Here is a 1,092-nt window from a genome sequence, read left to right on the forward strand (position 1 = left end):
CCAAGGCCCTGTTCTCCCGCGTCACCGAGAACCTCGACACCCACGACGCGGCGAAGAACCACTACCAGTACCTGCGCCCGTACGTGCGACTCGGCTTCGCCGGGGACGGCGGCGCGGTCTACGAGTCGCAGGACAGCTCGTACAGCGGCCTCGCCGGGCAGGGCTCCTACCCGAGCGGCCACACCTACGGCGGCTACGAGGCCGGGACGATCCTCGCCACGCTGCTGCCCGACCTGGCACCGTCGATCCTCGCCCGCACCTCGGAGTACGGGGACAACCGGATCGTCCTCGGGTTCCACTACCCGCTCGACGTCATGGGCGGCCGGATCACCGCGCAGGCGACGGTGGCGCACCGCTGGGCCGACCCCGCGTTCGCGGAACTGCTGCGGCAGGCGCACACCGAGATCGAGAGCGTGCTGCTCGCGCGGTGCGAGGAGGAGGGCTACGGCGACACGCTCACCGCCTGCGCGGGCGATCCCTACGCCGGGCTGAGCACCGCGCAGGACGTGGACCTGTACACGCGGCGTCTGACCTACGGGTTCTCCCGGACCGGCGCGGGCGGACAGGCCCTCGACGTGCCGGCCGACGCGGCGGCGCTGCTGATCACGGCCTTCCCGGACCTCACCGCCGAGCAGCGCGCCCAGGTCCTGGAGCAGACCGCGACGGACTCCGGGTACCCGCTCGACCTCACCGCGTCCGGCGGGCCGGGCTGGCAGCGGATCAACCTCGCGGCGGCGATGGCGGCCGACGTGCGGGTGAACGCCGACGGGTCGGTCACCGTGACCGACGTCCCGGACGCCACGAGGGCGAGCCGGGCCGACGCCTCCGCGATCACCGTGGGCGGGGTCCCGCTGGAGGGGTTCGACCCGGACGTGAGCACGTACGTCGTGGACTGGCCGCGGCACGGGAGGATCCCGTCCGTCGGCGCCGAGGCGGCCGGGCCGGGCGCGCGGGTGAAGGTCACCGACGGCAGTGACACGCTCTCGTCGTCCCGCTCCCGGCTGACGACCCGCACGATCACGGTGACCTCGGCCAACGGCGCGTACACCCGGACGTACACGGTCGGCTTCCGGTGGACGACGGACCGCCTCC

The 1,092-nt window shown here is 73.6% G+C and carries 1 protein-coding gene; it reads left to right on the forward strand.

Translation table 11 applies throughout. From position 1 onward, the window contains the following. Positions 1-1,092: phosphatase PAP2 family protein (locus tag AB0E98_RS33930; protein WP_361710363.1), on the forward strand; the 1,092-nt coding region annotated here is incomplete at both ends.

It is taken from the genome of Streptomyces sp. NPDC037389 (assembly GCF_040636475.1).
GTDB lineage: Bacteria > Actinomycetota > Actinomycetes > Streptomycetales > Streptomycetaceae > Streptomyces > Streptomyces hesseae.